Genomic DNA, 17,767 nt, shown 5'->3' with positions numbered 1-17,767 from the left:
GCACGGTTTAGAAGTCCATTGATTCCCGGGAAGGTCCGAGGCCGGGAATGATGGCTTTCGGGACTGAGCAGAGGCGGGCTTTCCGGCACCGCGCCCCGAAGCGGGACTGGCCTCACCAGACATCGGAAGGCCATGCCCGGCTTCCTGCCCGTTCTGTAACCCCCTGCTAGCAGGCCGCCGTCCAGTTCTCGCGGCGCCAGTCCGATACCGCAAAGGGCCAGTCTTCATCGAGCCCGGCACAGACGATCCCGCCGAACCGGGTGTCCCCGGCCTCGACGCTTTCGACCAGGTGACCGAGCGCTGCGAGGTCCGCGCCGCTTGCGTGTCCGGCCTCCACCAGGAGCCGGCCCTCCTCGCTGCGCCAGCGGGGCGCGTCGATTGCCCGGGCGAGGTCGGTTCCGGACGCCACGGCGAGCAGGATCTGAAGCAGCGTCTGGACCTGGCCGTCGGCCCCGGGTGTCGCCAGCGCGAAGGCCGCGGAGCCCGCCTCGACCAGGGCGGGCGCCAGCGTGTGCACCGGCAGCCTGCCGGGGGCGTAATCGTTGGGAGGATTCGTGAAGCCCGCCGCGCGGTTGTTGAGGACGAAGCCGCCTTCCGGCACGTGGATCGCCGAGCCGAAATCGTCGAAGACGCTCATCAGCGACGAGACCACCATCCCGGTCGCGTCGGCGGCGGCGACGCCGGCGGTGTGGAGATAGCTGCGCGGCCCGGCGCGGCGCGAGGCGCGTTCGAGGTCGACCTCGAGCGGCGCGTCGAGCAGCGCGGCGCCCTCCCCGACCCGGTCGCGCAGGGCGAACACCGCCTGGATCGTCTCGATCGCGGCGTGATCGAGCCGGTCGGGCGGGATGTCCAGTCCGGCAACGCCCTTGAGGGCGGCGAGCAGCAGCACCCCCTGGGACATCGGCGGCTGTACGAAAACGCGCGCCCCGCCCCAGGCGAGTTCGAGCGCGGCGCCCACGTCACTGCGATGGGCGGCGATGTCCGCCTCGCTCAGCGTGCCGCCCCGCGCCTGGACCGCGCGCGCGATCGCGCCGGCCAGCGGGCCTTCGTGGAACCACCGTGGCCCCTCCACGCCCAGGGACCGCAGCGTCTCCGCAAGCCGCGGCTGGACGACGGTCGCCCCGGCTCCTGCCGCGAGGAAGGGCCACGTCTCCGCCCCGCCCCGCTGCAGCCGCGCGGCCTGCGCCCGGACGGCGCGGTGGGTTTCGCCCCGGATGGGGAACCCTTCGGCGGCGATTTCCGCGGCAGGCGCGAGCACGCGCTCCAGGGAGAGATTTCCGAAGCGGCTCGACAGCTCGCCCCACCCGGCCACGAGGCCGGGCGTGGTGACGCTGGTGCCGTCGTCGCCGATCGGGCCCGACGGCACCGACGCCGACCGCCCCGCGGCGTTGATCGCCGTGACGTCGCCGCCGGGCACGCGGACCAGGAAGAAGCCGTCGCCGCCGAGGCCGCCCGCCTCGGGCATCACCACCGAGAGGACCGCCTGGGCGGCGATCGTGGCGTCGGCGGCGTTGCCGCCGGCCCCCAGCACCTCCGTCGCCGCCGCGCACGCCCACGGGTGGGCGGCGGAGACCGCGGCGCGGCGCCCCGGCACGAGCGGGCGATGGCGCGAGGAATAGGGATCGCGGAACAGCCTGGAGGGATCGACGACGAACCTCACCGGCCGGCCCTCCGCAGGTCGTCCGTGGCGGCTTCGTCGAGGCGCGGCGGACTGCCGGAAATCACCACCCCGTAGACCTCCCGTGCGGCCGCCGGCGACACGATGTCCTGCACGACGTCGGCCAGCACGAGCGCCGGGTCGCGGGTCCACGCCGGGCCGTAGCCGCCGCCGCCGGCCATGCGGTGGTGGAAGACGTCGCCCTTGCGCAGGGTGACCGGCTCGGTGAACAGCGTCGGCAGCTGCCGATCCTCGGTTCCGGGATTGAGGATGCTCACGCAGGGGGCGCCGGTGCCGCCGCCGCCGAGGCCGTGGGGCGGAAAATCCCGCTTGTCGGAGCGGACGGAAAGCGTGAGCCCGTCGGCGAGCGCGCGATAGTCCCGCACCAGCGCCATGCCGCCGCGGTGGCGACCGGCCCCGCCGGTGTCGCTGACGTAGCCGTAGCGCTCGATCCGGATCGGATACTCGGCCTCGATCATCTCGATCGGCACGTTCGACTGGTTCGAACACATGTGGGGAACGCCGGACTGGCCGTCGTGTCCGCTGGAGGCGCCCCAGGTGCCCATGACGCACTCGGAGAACACGAACGGCTGCCCGTCCTGCCAGCCGGCGATGGTCGGCAGCGTCGATCCCCCGGTCCCGTCGGCGGTCACCGCGTCCGGCACCGCCTGGGCCAGCGCGCCGAACAGGCAGTCGGCGATGCGATAGCCGGTGATGCCGCGCGCGCCGCAGGCGCCGGGATGGACCGCATTGACGATGGTGCCGGCCGGCGCCACGACGTGGATCGGCCGGGTGAAGCCGTGGCAGTTCGGAACGTCCTCCGACATGACCGAGCGCAGCGCGGCGTAGACGTTCGATTTCAGGAACGACAGCGGCGCGTTGATGCCGCCGGCGACCTGCGGCGCGGTGCCGGTCCAGTCCGTGGTGATCTCGTCGCCGGCAATCGTCACCTTCACCCGGAAGACGATGGGCTCGGGCGTGTCGCCCAGCCCGTCGATGTGGTCCTCGAACGTGTAGACGCCGTCGGGCATGGCGGAGATCTGCAGCCGCGCCAGCCTTTCGGCATGGTCGTGCATCGCCTCGATCGCCTGGCGCATCGTCGCCGATCCGTAGCGGGCGAAGAGCTCCAGATATCCCTTCCGCCCCGCCGCGCAGGCGGCGATCTGGGCGTTCAGGTCGCCCAGGACCTTGTCGGGCACGCGCACGTTCGCCGCCAGGATGTCGAGGATCGCCGTGTTGCGCACGCCGGCCTCCAGGAGCTTCAGGAAAGGCAGCCGCAGGCCTTCCTGGTAGATCTCCCGCGCCCCGATCGAGTTGGAGCCGGCAACGATGCCGCCGACGTCGGCGTGGTGGGCGATGGTGGTGGCGAAGCCCTCCAGCACGCCGTCATGAAACAGCGGCTCGATGACGTAGATGTCCGGCAGGTGCTGGCCCGCCGCCAGATAGGGGTCGTTGCCGATGAACAGGTCGCCCTCGGCGATCCGCCCCTCGAACTGGCCGATCAGGTGACGCATGGCGTCGTAGAAGCTGCCGAGGTGCATCGGCGTGGTCAGCCCCTGGCCGACGATCCGACCCTGCGGATCGCAGACGGCCGTCGAATAGTCCATGGAGTCGCGGACGATCATCGAATGGGCGGATCGCATGAGGATCAGCGCCATTTCATCGGCGACGGTGCTGAAGCCGTTGCGGATGATTTCGAGCCGCAGGGAATCGATGTCGGCCATGGTCTCCCTCACGGCAGGTCGATGATGATGTTGCCGCGCCCGTCGAGGCTGGCGCGGCAGTCGGGCGGAACGACGGTGGTGCCTTCGAACTCCTCGACGATCAGCGGCCCCGGCCGCGGCTCCGGCGAGAGCGCCTGGCGGCCGACCACCTCGGTGTCGAGCAGACCCGCCGCTCCGAAATAGACCGGGCGCCGGTGCGGCGCGATCGCCGGGCGGGCTTGCAGGAACTTCGCCGCATTGAGGTGGCGGGGCGCCTTGTCGACGGCGCGGGCGCGCACCCGCAGCGTGACGAGTTCCTTCGGGTGGCTCGCCGGGAGGCGGTGGCCGTAGGTCGCTTCGTGGCTGGCGTCGAAGCCGTCGGACAGCGTCGCGAAGGTGGTCGCCGCGACGGGGCCGTCGGGAAGCGGGATGCCGAGCTCGAAGGCCTGGCCGGCATACCGCAGGTCGGCCTGCCGGGTGACCACGACATCCTCCTCCGACATGCCGAGTTCGGCGAGCGCCGAGCGGGTGAGCGCGGCGTAGAGGGCTTCCGTCTCCTCCGGGTCGGCGGCGTCCAGACGGCGGAGGCAGCTGTTGGAGAGGGTCACCTCGAGATCGGCGAACAGCAGGCCCAGGGCGCTGAACACGCCGGCCGCCGGCGGCACGAGGACCCGCCGGATGCCCAGCCCGCGCGCCAGCTCCGCCGCGTAGAGACCGCCGCCGCCACCGAACGCGCACAGCACGAAGGCCCGCGGATCGCGGCCGCGGTAGGTGGTCACCGCCTTGACGGCGCGCATCATCGTGGCGGCGGTCAGCTCGACGATGCCGTGGGCCACCTCGCGCAGGTCGCGGCCGCCGGCGACGCTCGCGATCGCGGTCTCGGCGGCGGCGGCATCGATCGGCATGCTGCCGTTGCCGAGCGCCACCGGGTTGAGATAGCCGAGCACCACGTTGGCGTCGGTGACGGTGGGCAGCGTTCCGCCGCGCCCGTAGCAGGCGGGACCGGGCACCGCGCCGGCGCTGTGCGGGCCGACCTTCAGATGGCCGGTCGCGTCGCTGCCGACGATCGACCCGCCGCCGGCGCCGACCTCGGAGATGTCGATCACGGGCAGCTTCAGCGCGTAGCCGCCGCCCTTCACCAGCTGGCTGGAGAGCGAGATGCCGCCCCCCACCTCGTACTCGTCGGTCGAGACGTGCCGCCCGCCCTCGATCAGGGCGGCCTTCGCGGTGGTGCCGCCCATGTCGAGGGTGATGACGTCGCCATAGCCCGCCGCGCCGCACATGCGGGCCGCGCCGATCACGCCGGCGGCCGGCCCACTCTCCACCACCTGGGCAGGCTTGGCGATGACCGAGTGCAGGTGCAGGAGGCCGCCGCTGGACTGCATCATGCGCAGCGGCGCGTTGAGGCCGGCGGCCTCGAAGCGGGCGATCAGCGAGGTCAGGTAGCGGCCCACGGGCGGGCCGACGTAGGCGTTGATGACGGTCGTGCTGGTGCGCTCGTATTCCCGGATTTCCGGCAGCACGTCGACCGACAGCGTCAGGAAGCGATCGCCCAGCCGCTGCCGGAGGATCTCGCCGGCGCGGCGCTCGTGGTCCGGGTTGACGTAGGAATTGAGGAAGCAGACCGCGACCGCCTCGATGTCGGATGCCGCGATCTCCTCGGCGATCCGGGCCACGGCCGCCTCGTCGAGCGCCGTCACCACGCAGCCGTCGGCGGCGATGCGCTCGGCGACCTCGTAGCGGTGGCGGCGTTCGGCCAGCGGGGCGGGCTTCTCGTACAGCGGCTCGTAGAGGCGCGGCACCCGGATCCGGCGCAGCTCCAGGACGTCCCGGAAGCCGGCGGTGGTGACGAGCGCGGTGCGCGCGCCCTTGGACTCCAGGATCGCGTTGGTCGCCACCGTCGAGGCGTGCAGGATCTCCTCGATGCCGTCGGGCGCGAGCCCGTGGGTGCCGAGAAGCGTTTCCACGCCTTCCAGGATCGCCAGCGCATAGTCCTTCGGAGTGGAGGGAACCTTCGCGGTGAAGAGCTCTCCGTCCGCCGACAGAAGCGCGATGTCCGTAAACGTGCCGCCGATGTCCGCGGCGAGGCGCAGGCCGTTCATCTCATACTCCCGAGACGTTCTTGGAGGTGATCACCGCATGAGGCCCGGCAGCCACAGCACGATTCCCGGCCATGCGGTCAGCACGACGAGGCAGCCGGCCATCAGCAGGCCGAACGGCGCCGCGGCGCGGGCGACGCGCGACAGCGGCTGGCCGGTCAGCCCCTGCAGCACGAACAGGTTGAAGCCGACCGGCGGCGTGATCTGCGCCAGCTCGACCATCACCAGCAGGAAGATGCCGAACCAGATCGGGTCGAAGCCCTGGGCCACCACCAGCGGCAACACCACCGGCATGGTCATGACGGTGATGGAGACCCCGTCGAGGAAGCAGCCGAGCACGAGGAAGAGAAGCCCGACCGCGAGGATGAGCTGGTACGGCCCGAGGTCGCTCTGGCGCACGAAGTTCGTGAGGTCGGTGGGAACGTGCAGATAGGCGAGCGTCGTGGAGAGGAGCGACGCCGCGATCATGATCGCCATGATCATGCAGGAGGTGCGGACCGCCGCCATCGACGAGGCGGCGAGGAGCTGGAAGCTGAACTGCCCGGTGATCGTGACCACGACGAGCGTCGCCGCGACACCGACCGCCGCCGCTTCCGTCGGCGTGGCGATGCCCGAATAGATCGCGCCCATGACGATCACGACCAGAAGCAGGATCGGCCAGAGCTGCCCCAGGGCGCGCACCGCCTCCCACAGGCCCGGGCGGTCCCCGTGGGCGGGCGAAAGCGCCGGGTTGATCGCGCAGCGGACCATGATGTAGGCGGAGAAGACCGAGGCGATCAGGAGCCCCGGCACGACCCCGGCCAGGAACAGCTTGGCGATCGAGACCTCGGCGACGACGCCGTAGACGATCATCACGATCGACGGCGGAATGAGCAGGCCGAGGGTGCCGGCGGCGGCCAGCGACCCGACCGTGAGGCTGCTGTCGTAGCCGCGGTCCTCCAGGGCCCGGTTGATGATCTTGCCGACGGTCGCGGCGGTGGCCGCGCTCGAGCCGGACACGGCGCCGAACAGGGTGCACGCCGACGTGCTGGTGTGCAGCAGGCGGCCCGGCACCCGATCGGCCAGCGGCGCGAGGCCGCGGAAGAGCCGGTCCGCCACGTCCGTGCGGAACGCGATCTCGCCCATCCAGATGAACAGCGGCAGGGCCGACAGCTCCCAGCCGGTGGCGCTGCGGAAGATCGACACCCGCGCCAGGTTCGCGACGCGCTCGACCGGAAAGCCGAGCAGCAGCATCTGGCCGGTGATGCCGACGAGCAGCACGCCGGCGAACACCCACAGGCCGAGGCCGAGATAGAGAACGACCAGTCCGAGGAGGATCAGGCCGATGACTTCCGCGCCCATTGCGATCGCTCCGCCTTAGCCCTGCGGGCCGGATTCGTAGAGCGGGGCGTCGCGGTCGACCGCGAGACGCGCCGCGTAGGTCGCAAGCTGGAACGCCAGCAGGAAGAGCCCGATGGCGAAGACGCCTTCCGGGATCCACATTGGGACCTCGAGATAGCCGGTGCTGACCCTGCCCTCGCGCCAGCTGCGCACGGCCGTCTGGGCGAACGAGTTGGCGATGACGGCGACCGGGACCAGGCAGACCAGCGCGCAGGCGATTTCGACGATCCGGCGCGCCAGCGGCGGCAGGTGGGCGAGAAGAATCCGCACGCGGATCATCTCGCCCTCCCTGAGCGTGTAGGCCATGGCGAGCACGCTCATCGCGCCCACGCCATAGCCCACCAGCTCGTCCAGGGCGTAGGTCGAGGTCAGGAACACGTTGCGCAGGATGATTTCGAGGATGATGTGGCAGGTCACGAACGCCATGATGAAGGCGCACAGGACGGCTGCGACCAGTCCGAGAAAGCGCGCGATGCGTTCCAAGGTCTCGACCGACGCGATCATTTGTGGCCGACCTCCGCAGCGAACGCGTCGAGGGTCTCCTGGCCGCTCGGGCCGGTCTTCGCCAGCCACTCGGCGATGGCCGGCTCACGCGCTTCCGAGAGCTTCTCCTGGAACTCGGCCGGGGCGTCGGTGACGATCTCGATGCCGTGCCCGCGCAGGGTCTCGTAGTTCTTCTCCTGATAGGACTCCACAGTCGTCCAGTCCCGCTTCTCCGCCGCGGCCGCGGCCTTCATGACGGCGTCCTGCTGCTCCGGCGTCAGCTCCTCGAAGGCGGACAGGCTGACGGCGGTGACGTTGAGCGGATAGGCGTAGCCCACGTCGTTGAAGTGGGAGAGGAAGTCCCAGAAGCTCAGCGAGCGGCCGCCGTCCGCCGAGGTCAGGACCGCATCGAGATTTCCCGTGCTCAGCTGCGGCACGACATCGCTGAAGCTCACCTGCAGCGGCGCGGCGCCGAGGTTCTTAAAGGTGATGGTGCCGTTCACGTCGTAGGTGCGCAGCTTCAGCCCCTTCAGGTCGTCGACCGAGGTGATCGCCTTCTTGGCCCAGATGCCGGACGGCGGGAACGGCGAGGTGTAAAGCAGCTTCTGGCCGTTGCGCGCGAGCGCTTCCTCGTATTTCGGGCGGGCCACATCGTACAGCACCTTCGCCTCCCCGAAGTTGCGGGCGACGAACGGCAGCGACGAAAGCAGGAAGATCGGCTCCTGGCCGGCGAACGCGCCGGAGATGCTCTGGGCCAGCGGCAGGATGCCGTCGCGCAGCGCCTCCAGATGATCCTTGTTCTTGAAGCCGAGCGCGCCGCCGTGATGGACGGTGATGACGACCTCACCGTTGGTCAGCTCCTTCACGTCCTCGGCGAACGCCGTCGCCCCCTCGCCCGGCAGCGAGTTCGCCCGGTCCTCCATGGACATGTCCCAGGCGACGTTGGCGGCGGCGGCCGGCAGCATGGCTCCCGCCAGCAGCACGGTGCCGAGCGCGGCCGATGCCGCCAGGCGGCGGGAGGTCTGGATACAGGTCTTCGCTCTCATGTCAGTTCCCCTCTTCTGGTTAGATCGCAGACTGCCTGAACCGGTCGAGCTTGCGCTCGTCGACCTCGACCCCCAGCCCCGGCCCGTCCGGGGCGCCCATGGCGCCATCGCGGAAGGGAAAGGCCTCGGTGATGATGTCGTCCTCGAAATAGTTGCCGCCGACGCGGCAGGGATGGGCATCGGCCGGCGCCGAAACCGGGATCACGCACGGCAGGGTGACGGCCGGGGTGGCGAGCGCGAACTGGATGTTCGCGGCGTTGCCGATCCCGGACTCGATGGAGCCGTTCACATCGCAGGGGAGCCCCGCGGCCTCCGCGATGGCGGCGACCGCGGCCGCCTGCCGGAAGCCGCCGGCCTTGGCGAGATAGATGGAGATGCAGTCGGCGCCCTTCGCCGCGACGAGGTCCAGCGCGTCGCGCGGCGTCCAGCAGCTCTCGTCCGCCACCACCGGCACCAGCGATCCCCGGGTGACGTCGGCCATGTGCTCCAGGCCGACGGCCGGCTGTTCGACGTAGCTCAGCTCGCCGGGCGCAAACGCGGAGAGGACCGTGAGGGCCGACTTCGCCGAGCCGTAGCCCTGATTGGCGTCGAGCCGAAGCACGACGTCCGGACCGAGCCGTTCGCGCAGGGTGCGGATCAGCGCGACGTCGCGATCGCCGCTTTCGCCGCCCTTGATCTGCAGCGCGGTCAGCCCCTCGCCGATGGCCGCCTCGGCCTCGGCCACGGCGTCGTCGAACGCCATCAGGCCGACCATGTGGGCGATCGGCACGCCCGACCGCACGGCCCCGCCGAGAAGCCGGTGGATCGGCTGTCCGACCGCCTTGCCCCAGAGGTCGTGCAGCGCCATCTCGACGGCGCACTTGGCGTAGGTGTGGCCGACGGCCACCCGCTCCATGCGGGCGCACGCCTCGGAGATCTGGCAGGGATCGGTGCCGATCAGCGCCGGCGCCAGCAGTCCGTCGACCATGGCGCAGACGGTGGCGCGGGTTTCGCCGGCACGGCGGCCGAAGCTGCCGCCCCAGTCGGGAAGCGGCACCGCCTCGCCGTGGCCAACGAGGCCGGTGTCGGTGGTCACACGGACCAGGACGAAATGACCGAGACCCTGGTTGAGCCCGTTCCAGCGGAACTCCCGGCGAACCGGAAGCCGGTAGGGGATGGCCTCGATCGATGTGATTTTCATGCCGTGCGGAACCCGGTTGCTGTTTTGGTTCCCATAAGGAAAACACCAGAAAATTTTTCTTCAAGGAAAATTTGTACGAAAATTCCACTTCGCTTGCTATTTGAGCAAATCGCGAAAAAAATAGGCTGAGACACGCAGGAGGATTCGGTCCGCCATGGATGACGGTCAGCACGCGTCGGATCGAGGCATCGGGCAGCAGCTCAAGGCAGCGCGCAAGGCGCTGAAGCTGACGCTTTCTCAGACGAGCGAGCGGACCGGCGTGTCCGTGTCGGGTCTCTCGAAGATCGAGAACGGGCTGGTGTCTCCGTCCTTCGACGTGATCAAGCGGATCTGCGACGGGCTCGATCTGCCGCTGGAGGAACTGGTCGCGAAGGAGCGCGTGGCGGCAGGCGGACCGGCGGTCCTCGGCCGCAAGACGGCGACCCTCAAGGGCGAAGGCGCGCGCTTCACCAGTGGTCAGTACGACTATTGCGCCCACGCGACCGAGCTCTCCCGCAAGGGCATGGTTCCGCTTGAGATGCGGGTGCGGGCGCGCAGCATCGACGAGTTCGACCACTGGAGCCGCCACAACGGCGAGGAGTTCGTCTACGTGCTCTCCGGCGCGATCGAGGTGCATACGGAGTTCTATGCGCCGTTCCGGCTGAACGCCGGCGAAAGCTCCTATTTCGACAGCTCCATGGCCCACCTCTACGTCTCGGTGAGCGAGGAGGACGCGCGGGTCCTGTCGGTGTCCTACGATCCCGAGCAGGGGCTGCGCCACGTGTCGACGTTCATGAACGCCTCGGCACGCCCCGAGCCCGTCGACGGCTAGCCGCCGGCCTTCGCTGACCGCCACCCGCTACCCGTTCTCGGGCCAGCGCGCCGAAAAGCCGGTGTATTCGCTGGCGGCGATGCGCTTGGAGAGACTTTGCGCGGGAACGACACGTCCGATGCACGGACGCCGGCCCTGAGCCCTTCAGGCCTGAAGCGACCCCACGATTCGCCCGGACGTCATTGAGCGCCGCGGATCCGTCGGCAACCCCGCGGGCATTCGGTGGACGCCCGCTCAGAGGCCACCCGACGCCCCTACCCTTCGTTTGGCTGTCTTCGCGGCGTCCGCGAACAGGACCTTCGACCCCAGCAGAATCTCGGTGGTGGCGCGCAGATGGTCGGCCATGGCCTTTGTCGCGGCATCGACGTCCCGGTCCAGCGTCGCCGCGGCGATCGTTCGGTGCTCGGCCGGAATGTCGCGGTCGGTTTCGGCGAACGGTCCCGACAGCCGCCGGTATCGTTCCGACTGGATGTAGAGCTGGCGGCGCAGGCGCAGCCACCAGGTGTTCTCGCACGCCGACGTCAGTTCGTCGTGGAAGACCTGATGAAGCGCATGCCAGCTGCGGGAATCGGGCGTGTCGGTCTCGAGGTAGGCGCGGCCCAGCGCCGACAGCTGATGGCTCGCCGACAGGACGCGCCCCTCCCAGGCCAGATCGCCATCGCGGATCGCCGACGCGAGGCACCGGCATTCCACCTCGATGCGGACGTCCGTTAGGTCGGTCAGATCCTGGCGCGACACCGGCGCCACCAGAAACCCGCGCTGCGGTTCGGCGACGACCAGCCCCTCCGAAGTCAGGCGCGACAGCGCCTCGCGCACGGCCCCGGAGCTGGCGGCAAACTCGTTGCGGAGGAAATCGATGCGCAACTTTTCGCCCGGCTGGAACCGCGCCGACACGATTGCCGCGCGCAGCCGCTCATACGTCTGCGCCGTCAGGCTCCTGGGTTGCTCCGCCACGTCGTCCATGTGCCGTTTCTATCGGGTGCCCGCGTCGAAATAAAATGTATTTTATGTTGACCTGTTCTTTTTATGGGCATATGTGCACTTAAACACAAGATCCTTGATGTGGGGAAACACCGACATGCGGTTCGTGAGCTTCGAGCAGGCGGGCAACCAGGGCCTGGCCATCGAGACGGGAGACGGGTACCGCGGTCGGATCGCGACCGATTCCGCGTTTCCGGGGACGCTGGACGACATCGTCCGCACCGGCGACTTCGCCGCCGCCGCCGATGCACTGAAGGCCGGCACCCCGGTCGATCCCGACACGGTGAGCTACGCCGTCCCGTTCGCGCGCGCCGGCAAGATCCTCTGCGTCGGCCTCAACTACGCCGACCACACCGCCGAGAGCGGGATGGACGCGCCCGACTTCCCCACCGTGTTCGTGCGCTTCAACACCGGGCTCGTGCCCCACGGCGCGCCGATGGTCCGGCCGAAGGCCTCCGACGCGTTCGACTACGAGGGTGAGATGGTCGCCGTGATCGGCAAGGCCGGCCGCGCCATCCCGGAAGACCAGGCGCTCGACCACGTCGCCGGCTATTCGATCTTCAACGACGGCTCCATCCGCGATTACCAGCTGCGCACCACCCAATGGACCATCGGCAAGAACTTCGACGGCACCGGTGGCTTCGGCCCGGCCTTCGTCACCGCCGACGCCCTGCCCGCCGGCGCGACGGGCCTGAAGCTCGAGACCCGGCTCAACGGCAAGGTCATGCAGAGCGCCTCGACGTCCGACCTGATCTTCGACGTGGCCCGGCTGGTGTCGCTGCTCAGCATCGGCATGACGCTCGAGCCGGGTGACCTCATCGTGACCGGAACGCCTGCCGGCGTCGGCTTTGCCCGCAATCCGAAGGTGCTCATGCAGCCGGGCGACGTCTGCGAGATCGAGATCGAGGGCATCGGCCTCCTGCGCAATCCCATCATCGCGGAGAACTAGAACCGGTCGAACCGCTGTCTGGGGAGGGAGCGATGACACACGAAGCGCAACGCCACGATTGCGACGTTCTGATCGTCGGTGCCGGGCCTGCCGGCCTGGCGCTGGCGACCGAGCTGACCGGCCGCGGCCACACCGTGCGCGTCGTCGAGAAGAACGCCCGCGTCGGCGTGCAGCCGAGGGCGAAGACGACCAACGTCCGCACGATGACGCAGATGCGGCGCTGGGGCCTCGCCCCGGAGGTCCGCAGCCGCTCGCCGCTGTCGCCCGATTTCCCCCGCCGCGTCGCCTTCTCCACCGGCCTGTTCGGCCACGAGATCCACGCCTTCGAGAATGCCTTCTGCGCCACCCCGAGGCGCGACGACCGGTTTCCGGAGAACGCCGAGTTCATTCCCCAGTACGTGGTCGAGGGCATCCTGCTCGATCACGTCCAGTCGCAGCCGCTGGCGCGGGTGGATTTCGGCGCCCGGCTCGTCTCCTTCGAGCAGGACGCCCACGGCGTGACGGCGTCGGTCGCCGGTGCGGACGGAACCCGCCAGGCCATCCGGGCGCGCTATCTGGTCGGCGCCGACGGGGGCCGCAGCACCGTACGGGAGGCCCTCGGCATCGCCATGCAGGGCCAGCGCAACCTCGTCTCCTTCATCACGCTGATCCTGCGCATTCCCGGGCTGGAAGCCGACCCCGGCCTGAAGGGCGCGCTGTTCCACTGGGTCGTGAACCCCGACGCGCCGTGCATCATCGGGCCGATGGACCGCAACGACACCTGGTTCTGGGCGATGGCGATCCCGATCGGCGCGCCGACCGACGACGCGACGCTTCTGGGCCACGTGCGCGCCGCCATCCAGAAGGACTTCCCGTTGGAGATCCTGGCGCGCGACGAGTGGACCGTTCACCGGCTCATCGCCGACCGCTACCGCGACGGCCGCGTCTTCCTCGCCGGCGACGCCTGCCACCTCCACTCGCCGTTCGGCGGGCACGGGATGAACCTCGGCATCGGCGACGCGGTGGACCTCGGCTGGAAACTCGCCGCGACGCTGGAAGGCTGGGGATCCGACGCCCTTCTCGACAGCTACGAGCGCGAGCGCAAGCCGGTCCACGAGAAGGTGCTCGAAACCTCCACCGAGAACGTGGCGGCGCTCAGCGATCACTTCAGCGGGCCGAACCTGGCCGACGCGGGCCCCACCGGAGAGGCGGCGCGCCGCTCCGCCGCCGCCGCCGTGGAAAGGATCAAGCGACCGGAGTTCGTGTCGCTCGGCGTCGTGCTCGGCTATCGCTACGAGGGCTCGCCGGTCGTTGCCGAGGAGGCAGGCGACGCGCCGCCCTTTTCCGTCACCGACTATCTCCCGACCGCCCGGCCGGGCGCGCTCGCGCCGCACGCCTGGCTCGCCGACGGCCGCTCGATCTACGACGCGTTCGGGGCCGGCTTCACGCTGCTGCGGCTGGCGGGGCACGACGCCGCCCTCGAGCGCTCGCTTGCGACCGAGGCCGCCGCGGCGGGGCTGCCGCTCGCCGTCGTCGACCTGTCCGACGAAGGCCTCGGCGACCTCTACGGCGCCGCCTACGCGCTCGTCCGGCCGGACCAGCACGTGGCCTGGCGCGGCAGCCGGATCCCCGATCCGCGAGAGCTGATCGACCGCATCCGGGGCGCCGCCGCACTCAACAAGACACGCCTTTCGGCGTGAAAAACACCTGGGAGGAACACGATGTCACTGTCCCGACGGACCTTTTTGGCCACCGCATCCGCATGCCTGGCGCTTCCGGCGATCGCCCGTGCCCAGACAACCCATCAGCTGAAGCTGTCCCACTATCTGCCGCCGCAGCACCAGATCAACGCCGAGCTGAACCGCTGGGCCGACGAGCTGCGCGAGACGACGGGCGGTGGCCTGGACATCCAGGTGTTTCCGGCCGGCCAGATGGGCCCGCCGCCCCGCCAGTACGACCTGGCCCGCACCGGGGTCGCCGATCTCGCCTTCGTCTACATCGCGCTGTCGCCCGGCCGCTTCCCGCGGACGGACGCGCTGTCGCTGCCGTTCCTGTTCGCCGATGACGCGGGCGTTCCGGTCAGCACCGCCGACGCCTCATGGATCGCCACGTCCATGAAGGACCTTCTCCAGCCCGAGTATACCGGCACCGAGATCCTCTACGACGTGGTGTCGACGTCCCTCGGCTTCTTCATGAAGGACCGGCTGATCGAGACGCCCGCCGACATGAAGGGCCTGCGGATCCGGCCGACGAGCGCCATCGTCTCCACGCAGCTGGAGGCGCTCGGTGCATCGCCCGCGACCATCGCGCCGACCGAACTGGCCGATGCCATCGCCAAGGGCGTCGTCGACGGAGCCGTCTTCAACTTCGAGGGCGGCAAGGCGTTCCAGCTGCAGCAGGCGGTCACCAAGGTGAGCCAGCTCGCGAGCTCGGTCGGGTTCTTCTCGCTGGTGATGAACCAGAACGCCCTCGACGGGCTGCCGGCCGAGATGCGCAAGGTCATTCACGACAGCACCGGCCCGGAAGCCGGGCGCCGCGTCGGCGCGCTCTACGACAAGGCCGAGGCCGCCGGCCGGCGGTTCATGGTCGAAAAGGGCGTCGAGGTCATCGAGCTCACCGGCGACAGGAAGATCCCGTTCGCCGAGAAGCTGAAGCCGGTGGCCGACCGGCAGATCGCCGATCTGGAGGCCAAGGGCATCGACGTCGATGCCATCGTCGCCCGGGTGAACCAGCTCAAGGCGGAGCTCTGAGCGATGCTTGATCGCGCCCTGGCCGGACTCGCCCGGCTGTGCACCGGCCTGGGCGCGGTCTCGCTTCTCGTCATGATGCTGGCGACCGACTACGACATCGCGGCGCGCTGGGCGGCCAACCGGCCGCTGCACGGCGTGGTCGAGATCGTCGAGATCATGGTGCTGGCAACCGCGATGCTCGGCCTGCCCGAGGCGTTCCTCCGCAGCGAGCAGATCCAGGTGGATCTCTTCGACACCATCCTGCCGGCCGGCATCCTGCGGGGGGTGAAGGTGGTCGCCCTCCTGCTGACGATCGTGTTTCTCGCGCTCCTCTGCCGCAACGTGACGGCTCCGATGATGGATGCCCGCACGTTCGGCGACATGAAGCCGGATCTCGGCATGCCCGTGTGGCCGCTCTACGCGCTGATCCTGTTCTCGTTCGCGGCCTCGGTGCTCGCCTGCGCGGGCGCCATCGTCCGGCTTGCCCGGGGCGGAAATCCGGAGGCGCGGACATGACGCCGCTCGTCCTCGCGTGCGCCGGCATCGCCGTCCTTGTGCTGCTCATCCTGGCGCGCGTGCCGGTGGCTGTCGCCCTCGGCCTCGTCGGTTTCTTCGGCTACGCCGCCACCGACGGCTTCATGCGCGCCAACCTCATGCTCGGGGCGCTGCCCATCGAGATGGCCTCGGCCTACACCTTCTCCGTCGTGCCCCTCTTCACGCTGATGGGCGCCGTCGCCGCCGTCTCGGGGCTGTCGGCGGATCTCTTCCGCGCCAGCCACGTCGCGTTGCGGGGCGCGCGCGGCTCTTTGTCGATCGCCTCCATCTTTGCCTCGGCGCTGTTCGGCGCGGTCTGCGGATCGTCGGTCGCCACCGCCCTGACCATGAGCAAGGTGTCGATCCCGCAGATGCTGGCGGCCGGCTACAGGCCCTCTCTCGCGGCCGGCTCGGTCGCCGCCGGCGGCACCCTCGGCATCCTGATCCCGCCGTCGCTGATCCTGATGATCTACGCCATCATCGCCCAGCAGTCGGTCGCCGAACTGTTCGCCGCCGCGCTGGTCCCCGGCCTGATCCTCACCGGGCTCTACTGCTGCGTGGCCATCTTCCTGAGCCGTCGCATGGCATCCGGCGTCGAAATGGGCGGCGGACCGGCCGGCGAGCGCGAACCGGCGGTCCGGACGCTCGGGCGCATCTGGCACGTCGTGCTCCTCTTCGCCGTCACGCTCGGCGGCATCTACACCGGGTGGTTCACCCCCACCGAGGCGGCCGCCGTCGGAGCGCTCGGGGCGCTGGTGCTGGGGATCTCGACCGGTCGCCTGTCGATCGGCGGCGCGACGACGTCCTTCCTGGAGACCGTGCGGCTGGTCGCCAGCGTCATCTTCATCGTGATGGCGTCGACGATGTTCTCCTACTTCATCGTCCAGACCGGCCTTTCCACCACGATCGCCGACGGCATGGCCGAGGCGGGGCTCGGCGCCACCGCGGTGATCATCGTGCTGTGCGTGATCTACATCCTGATGGGATGCTTCCTGGAAGGCATCGCGATGATCCTCATCACCGTGCCGATCACGCTGCCTCTGGTGCTGTCGTTCGGCTACGACCCGATCTGGTTCGGCGTCCTGCTCGTCATCCTCATCGAGATCGGCCTCATCACCCCGCCGGTCGGCATGAACCTGTTCGTCATCAAGGCCGTCTCGCCGGGGCTTTCGATCACCGACATCTACCGCGGCTCGCTGCCGTTCCTGGCCGCGCCGATGGTTCTCATCGCCCTCATGATCGCCTGGCCGGGGCTGGTGCTCTGGTTGCCGTCGATGCTGCAATAACGCGTACGGAGGAAACCGCCGTGACCTATCTCGTCAAGCAAATCGGATACGTCCACCTGGGCGTTCCGGACCCGGCCGAAAACGCCGCCGATCTCACCGACATCGTGGGGCTCCGGGTCACCGGAACCGACGACGGCACCGTCTTCATGTCGTCGAACACCCGCCAGTTCGAGATGGTGTACTCGCGCACCGACGCTGCGTGCATGATCTCCATGGGCATGGAAGCCGTCTCGCTGGAGGCGATCGACGAGGTGAAGCGCCGCGCCCTCTCCGACGGCCTGGAAATCGTGTCCGACACGCCCACCCTCCCCGGCATCGAGCGGGCGGTGACGTTCGTCATGCCCGGCGGCGCCCGGATGGAAGTCCACTCGCCCGTGGCCCGCAGCGCGTCGGCCTATCACGCGATGCCCGGCGCGCGGCCCCGCCGGCTGGAGCACGTGAACCTCTTCGTGCCCGACACGGCCGAGACCGCCGACTGCATCACCGACATCCTGGGCATGAAGCTCTCCGACCAGACCGATGGCGGCGCGCTGCGCTGGTTCCGCGCCGAGGACGGCTACCACCATTCGCTGGCGCTGGGTCCTGGCGAAGGCCGGCTCCACCACTACGCCTTCGACCTGAAGAGCCAGGAGGAGCTGGCGCGCCTCGCCGACACGCTCGTCGCCAGGGAGCGGACCCTGTTCTGGGGCCCCGGGCGTCACGGCGCCGGCGGCAACATCTTCACCTACTACATCGACCCGGTCGGCTGCATCGTGGAGAACTCGGTCGAGATGGACCGCATCGACCACGACCTGGCGTACGAGCCGCGGATCTGGGACATGAGCCAGGGCATGGGCGGCCGCTGGATCAACACGTGGGGCACCCCGCCGCCGGAAAACTTCCTCGAGCCCGGCGTGAGCTTTCAGGCCCTCTGACAGGTCGCCGGCAGAACAGCGGCCTTCAGCGCCGGC

At 69.6% G+C, this 17,767-nt stretch carries 15 protein-coding genes; 7 read left to right on the top strand and 8 right to left on the bottom strand.

Features of this window, described 5'->3' with window-relative positions; all coding sequences use genetic code 11:
• Positions 1 to 166: 166 nt before the first annotated feature.
• From AB7M35_RS21400 to AB7M35_RS21370, 7 genes are read right to left on the bottom strand one after another with little or no spacing between them, the layout of a single operon-like run.
• The gene (locus tag AB7M35_RS21400) at positions 167 to 1,660 is read right to left on the bottom strand and encodes a gamma-glutamyltransferase (protein WP_453962523.1); all 1,494 of its coding nucleotides are present in this window, start codon (positions 1,658 to 1,660) and stop codon (positions 167 to 169) included.
• A complete protein-coding gene (locus AB7M35_RS21395) occupies positions 1,657 to 3,381 on the bottom strand; it encodes a hydantoinase B/oxoprolinase family protein (RefSeq protein ID WP_453962522.1) in 1,725 nt (574 codons plus the stop codon). Before AB7M35_RS21395 ends, AB7M35_RS21400 begins: the two co-directional genes overlap by 4 nt.
• Positions 3,382 to 3,389: 8 nt before the next feature.
• The gene (locus AB7M35_RS21390; RefSeq protein WP_453962521.1) at positions 3,390 to 5,462 is read right to left on the bottom strand and encodes a hydantoinase/oxoprolinase family protein; all 2,073 of its coding nucleotides are present in this window, start codon (positions 5,460 to 5,462) and stop codon (positions 3,390 to 3,392) included.
• 30 nt (positions 5,463 to 5,492) lie between these two features.
• On the bottom strand, positions 5,493 to 6,800 hold the full coding sequence (locus AB7M35_RS21385; RefSeq protein WP_453962520.1) for a TRAP transporter large permease: 1,308 nt from the start codon (positions 6,798 to 6,800) through the stop codon (positions 5,493 to 5,495).
• Positions 6,801 to 6,815: 15 nt separating this feature from the next.
• Positions 6,816 to 7,343 carry a TRAP transporter small permease subunit gene (locus AB7M35_RS21380; protein ID WP_453962519.1) on the bottom strand — a complete coding sequence of 176 codons (528 nt, stop codon included), beginning with the start codon at positions 7,341 to 7,343 and terminating at the stop codon, positions 6,816 to 6,818.
• On the bottom strand, positions 7,340 to 8,368 hold the full coding sequence (locus AB7M35_RS21375; RefSeq protein ID WP_453962518.1) for a TRAP transporter substrate-binding protein: 1,029 nt from the start codon (positions 8,366 to 8,368) through the stop codon (positions 7,340 to 7,342). Before AB7M35_RS21375 ends, AB7M35_RS21380 begins: the two co-directional genes overlap by 4 nt.
• 19 nt (positions 8,369 to 8,387) lie before the next feature.
• The gene (locus AB7M35_RS21370; RefSeq protein WP_453962517.1) at positions 8,388 to 9,548 is read right to left on the bottom strand and encodes a mandelate racemase/muconate lactonizing enzyme family protein; all 1,161 of its coding nucleotides are present in this window, start codon (positions 9,546 to 9,548) and stop codon (positions 8,388 to 8,390) included.
• A 154-nt stretch (positions 9,549 to 9,702) separates the two neighbouring features.
• Between AB7M35_RS21370 and AB7M35_RS21365 the strand changes: the two genes are divergently transcribed.
• Positions 9,703 to 10,359 carry a helix-turn-helix domain-containing protein gene (locus AB7M35_RS21365; RefSeq protein ID WP_453962516.1) on the top strand — a complete coding sequence of 219 codons (657 nt, stop codon included), beginning with the start codon at positions 9,703 to 9,705 and terminating at the stop codon, positions 10,357 to 10,359.
• Positions 10,360 to 10,593: 234 nt separating this feature from the next.
• Here the strand turns inward: AB7M35_RS21365 and AB7M35_RS21360 are convergent, their stop codons facing one another.
• Positions 10,594 to 11,322 (bottom strand): GntR family transcriptional regulator, encoded by a 729-nt coding sequence (locus AB7M35_RS21360; protein ID WP_453962515.1) that lies wholly within the window; start codon positions 11,320 to 11,322, stop codon positions 10,594 to 10,596.
• Positions 11,323 to 11,437: 115 nt separating this feature from the next.
• On the opposite strand from AB7M35_RS21360, the gene AB7M35_RS21355 reads away from it, so the two are divergent.
• From AB7M35_RS21355 to AB7M35_RS21330, 6 genes are read left to right on the top strand one after another with little or no spacing between them, the layout of a single operon-like run.
• Positions 11,438 to 12,289 carry a fumarylacetoacetate hydrolase family protein gene (locus AB7M35_RS21355; RefSeq protein WP_453962514.1) on the top strand — a complete coding sequence of 284 codons (852 nt, stop codon included), beginning with the start codon at positions 11,438 to 11,440 and terminating at the stop codon, positions 12,287 to 12,289.
• Between the two features lie 32 nt (positions 12,290 to 12,321).
• The gene (locus AB7M35_RS21350; protein WP_453962513.1) at positions 12,322 to 13,968 is read left to right on the top strand and encodes an FAD-dependent monooxygenase; all 1,647 of its coding nucleotides are present in this window, start codon (positions 12,322 to 12,324) and stop codon (positions 13,966 to 13,968) included.
• A gap of 21 nt (positions 13,969 to 13,989) precedes the next feature.
• On the top strand, positions 13,990 to 15,018 hold the full coding sequence (locus AB7M35_RS21345) for a TRAP transporter substrate-binding protein (protein WP_453962512.1): 1,029 nt from the start codon (positions 13,990 to 13,992) through the stop codon (positions 15,016 to 15,018).
• Positions 15,019 to 15,021: 3 nt separating this feature from the next.
• Positions 15,022 to 15,513: a TRAP transporter small permease gene (locus tag AB7M35_RS21340; RefSeq protein ID WP_453962511.1), complete on the top strand. Its 492-nt coding sequence runs from the start codon at positions 15,022 to 15,024 to the stop codon at positions 15,511 to 15,513.
• Positions 15,510 to 16,817, top strand: coding sequence for a TRAP transporter large permease (locus tag AB7M35_RS21335; protein WP_453962510.1), 1,308 nt, complete (start codon positions 15,510 to 15,512; stop codon positions 16,815 to 16,817). The genes AB7M35_RS21340 and AB7M35_RS21335 overlap by 4 nt, the downstream gene beginning before the upstream one ends.
• A gap of 20 nt (positions 16,818 to 16,837) precedes the next feature.
• A complete protein-coding gene (locus AB7M35_RS21330; RefSeq protein ID WP_453962509.1) occupies positions 16,838 to 17,731 on the top strand; it encodes a VOC family protein in 894 nt (297 codons plus the stop codon).
• The last annotated feature ends 36 nt before the right edge of the window (positions 17,732 to 17,767 follow it).

The sequence above is a fragment of the Amorphus suaedae genome, from assembly GCF_053629675.1.
The sequence above is the reverse complement of the archived record's forward strand: the minus strand, read 5'-3'. Positions and strand labels throughout refer to the sequence as shown.